3 protein-coding genes and 1 pseudogene are annotated in these 3,220 nt (G+C 63.4%); 1 reads left to right on the forward strand and 3 read right to left on the reverse strand.

Annotated elements, in window-relative coordinates:
• The 3 genes and pseudogenes from ACFY2B_RS46090 to ACFY2B_RS46100 all read right to left on the reverse strand — a co-directional run.
• Positions 1-191: pseudogene (locus ACFY2B_RS46090) on the reverse strand (hypothetical protein); the annotation flags it as partial.
• A gap of 117 nt (positions 192-308) precedes the next feature.
• Positions 309-1,463 (reverse strand): group II intron reverse transcriptase/maturase, encoded by a 1,155-nt coding sequence (gene ltrA / locus ACFY2B_RS46095; RefSeq protein WP_390769036.1) that lies wholly within the window; start codon positions 1,461-1,463, stop codon positions 309-311.
• Between the two features lie 676 nt (positions 1,464-2,139).
• Positions 2,140-2,388, reverse strand: a complete 249-nt coding sequence (locus tag ACFY2B_RS46100; RefSeq protein WP_390769038.1) for a transposase — start codon at positions 2,386-2,388, stop codon at positions 2,140-2,142.
• Between ACFY2B_RS46100 and tpg the strand changes: the two genes are divergently transcribed.
• A complete protein-coding gene (gene tpg, locus ACFY2B_RS46105; RefSeq protein WP_390769037.1) occupies positions 2,387-2,788 on the forward strand; it encodes a telomere-protecting terminal protein Tpg in 402 nt (133 codons plus the stop codon). The two genes, ACFY2B_RS46100 and tpg, sit on opposite strands and share 2 nt — an antisense overlap.
• The last annotated feature ends 432 nt before the right edge of the window (positions 2,789-3,220 follow it).

Genomic DNA, 3,220 nt, shown 5'->3' on the forward strand with positions numbered 1-3,220 from the left:
CGGCGGGAGGCGATGTGCACCACGGTGATCTCGTGTGCGAGTGCGTCGTCGGCGGCCTGCCGGGCACGGCGAGCCGCCTCACCCTCGCGCCAAGCATAGTAGGAGGAGCGGGCCACGTGCAGCACCCGGCACAGCAGCGTGATCGGATAGTTCGCCTTCTCCGCGTGGATGAACCGGTCGAGCTCGCTCACCGGTCGTTCTCCTTCACGAAGAAGGCGGTCGGTCGGGTGGCCTGGGGGAATTTCACCCCCGGGCTCCCACAGATCCCGGCGTGACAGTCTCCCGTCACCGGGCTCCTATTATCCTGGTCACCAGATCGAGTGGACCCATTTCCAATGGGCGAAGAAAAGCGGGTACGCGGTGGTGACCTGTTTCCATCGCCGGTGGAAATTCTTGAAGGTCTTCAGCCGCCGGTACTTCTTGCGGACCCAGCGCATCAGGTAGTAGTTGATGTGCTTGAGGAGGGGATACAACTCGGTGCGATAGAAGGCGCCGTAGTACTGCATCCAGCCGCGAATGATGGGGTTGAGCCATCGCGCGAACTCACCGAGGGTATAGCCGATGTGCATGTGGAGCCGCCAGGAGCGGACCTCCCTGCTCATCTTCTTGAGGGCGTCCTTGCTGGGCGCCGGAAGGAATGAGGTGAAGATCTTTCCGTTCCGGTCTCGCGCTGGACGACGCTGGAACGTGAAGCCGAGGAAGGTGAACGATGTTGCCGCGACACTGTCGTAGCGCCCGTCTCTTCCGCAGTACACGATCCGGGTCTTGGCCGGGTGCAGTTGCAGGCCGACCTCTTCCATCCTGTCCCCGATCGCCTTCAGGACCGCACGGGCTCGGCGTTCGGAGTCGTAGTGCACGACTGCGTCATCCGCATAGCGTTCGAACTGGACGTCCGGAAAGTTCCGGGAGAGCCACAGATCGAATGCATAGTGCAGAAACAGGTTCGCCAGCACGGGAGAAACCGCCGATCCCTGTGGGGTTCCGCGATCTCGCTGCCGCAAGGTGCCGTCGGGAAGTTGCAGTGGAGCGGCAAGCCACCGCTTCACATACAACACGACCCACACGGCATCGGTATGGGTTTCCACCGCCTTGATGACGAGGTTCCAGCGGACGCTGTCGAAGAATTTGGAGACATCGAGATCGACGGCCCACTTCTTCTTCCAGCACCGCCGCCGGCATGCCTCGACCGCGCTCAGAGCTGACCTGCCCGGCCGGTAGCCGTAGGAGTCCGGGTGGAACACCGGCTCCACCTGCTTCTCCAGATGGGCGGCCACCACCGTCTGGGCGATTCTGTCCGCGACCGTGGGCACACCGAGCAAACGAACCCCGCCGCCATGCGACTTCGGGATTTCCACGCCTTTCACCGGAGGAGGGAAATAGCTTCCCGAGGACAGTCGATTCCAGATCTTATAGAGGTTCCCCTTCAGATCCTTCTCGAACTCCTCGATCGTGCAGCCATCCACCCCCGGAGCACCCTGATTTGCCTTGACCTTCAGGTATGCCTCCCAGACCTCCGTTTTTTGATATCTCGAACGGCTTGATCTGTGACTTCAGCTCGCCCACGCAGCTCCTCTCAGGGAACTCCTGGTTGACCGAACAAACGAACCACGGACAATCCGGCCCCTTCGCTCCGCTCCCACCGCGCCCAGCAGGAGGTTCACCGCTACTACGAACCGGTCCGCCAACACACATCGCATCGGTACTCAGTTCCTCGCGGGTTGTCCGCTTGGAAGGCTCCCTTTCACAACACCGCGTGACAAACGCCGAGTTGAGGCATCGAAGTGTGTCTTCCCACGTTCCGCACGAAAGCAGCAGACCAGATTCACGTCGCCTCCACGCCGGGCACCACCTGGCCAGTAAACGGGTTTCCGCCAGACTCATCCCGGGCCAAAAAGTAACACCCGGTTCTGATGCCATTTAATCAATAATGACGCGTCAACAGCGATCCCCTGTAAGGGGACTGCGCTCCGTCTCCCTGATCCCCACTTGACGCCTCACGGGCGCCTTTTCCACAGTCGCTCACCACGGTCGCGTCACCGTTTCCGCAGCATGTGGCGGTTTGGAGCCTCCCCCCGCAGGGCGACTCCGAAGGGCCGAAAATCCTTCATCTCTCGTGCAGCACCGCGTTCAGCTACTCAACTACCGCAAAGCAGCCTCCCGCGTTCGTGGCACACCTTTTTTCAGGATCTCGATCGTCTGCTGCTGTTCGCGATTCTCCTTGCGCAGCCGCCGCAACTCCTCACGCTCGGCACTGGTCAGCTCGCCGGGGGTGCCCTCACCCCGGTCCGCCTTGGCCTTGCGGTACCAGCCGCGCAGGGACTCCGAGCTGATCCCGAGTTCCCGGGCGACCGCGGTAACCGTCTTGCCCGAGGAGTCGACGAGCGCAATGGCGTCCCGCTTGAACTCCTCGGTGTACCGCTTCGTGTACTTGCTTCCCCCCTGGTACTACTTCCTCTGGAACCTCAAGATCCCAGTCTCCAGGTGTCCACGATCAAGGGGAAGCTTCACCACGAGCACCGGCCTGGTGGTGGACACCTGCGCCCGGTTTGGTTTCACCGCCGCGCCGGGCACCATCGACGACGCACGGATCCGGCACCTCACCGTCGCCCTGCCGCCGCACCGCGCCGGCAGGCTGTTCGACGCCCAGGACGCCGGCGCGGGCGAGCAGCAGCTGCGCGACCTCGCGGCCGAAGCGCTCGGCGAGGTCTACTTCCGTGACGGCGGCCGCCGCGCCTCCGGCCTGGAGGTCGAGTTCACGGACGTGGAGCATCTGGAATTCGACCTGTGACGCGGCGCGCGACGTGAGCACCTGGGCGGCGCGCCTTTGAGAGGAAGCATCGTAGTTGTCACCCGATTGGCGAGCTACTTGTCACCGGCAGCGCGGAAGCACCTTTGTTGTCACCGGCCGGGGCGGCCCGCCGACCGCCTGAGCGGCAGAGGGAGTCCCGCCGCGGGGTGAGCAGTCGGGTGCCCCGGCCTGGCCCCTGCCCCTGCTCTCCCGTCGGGGATGAACCGACCCCGACGGAAGCCACATCGGTAGCCCAGGCAACAGCATCGGGCAGTTACTCGGGCGAACTGAAGCGGTGGACCGGCCTCACTTCCGCACCACCAGCTGCCCACCAGCAGTAATCTCGCGCGGCCGCTCAACATGCCAACTGCATGAGAACTCGGCAGCACGGATTAACCGCAGGGAGGATCGCCAGGTTCTATTACGACGAAA

It is taken from the genome of Streptomyces sp. NPDC001270 (assembly GCF_042896695.1).
Lineage (GTDB): Bacteria > Actinomycetota > Actinomycetes > Streptomycetales > Streptomycetaceae > Streptomyces.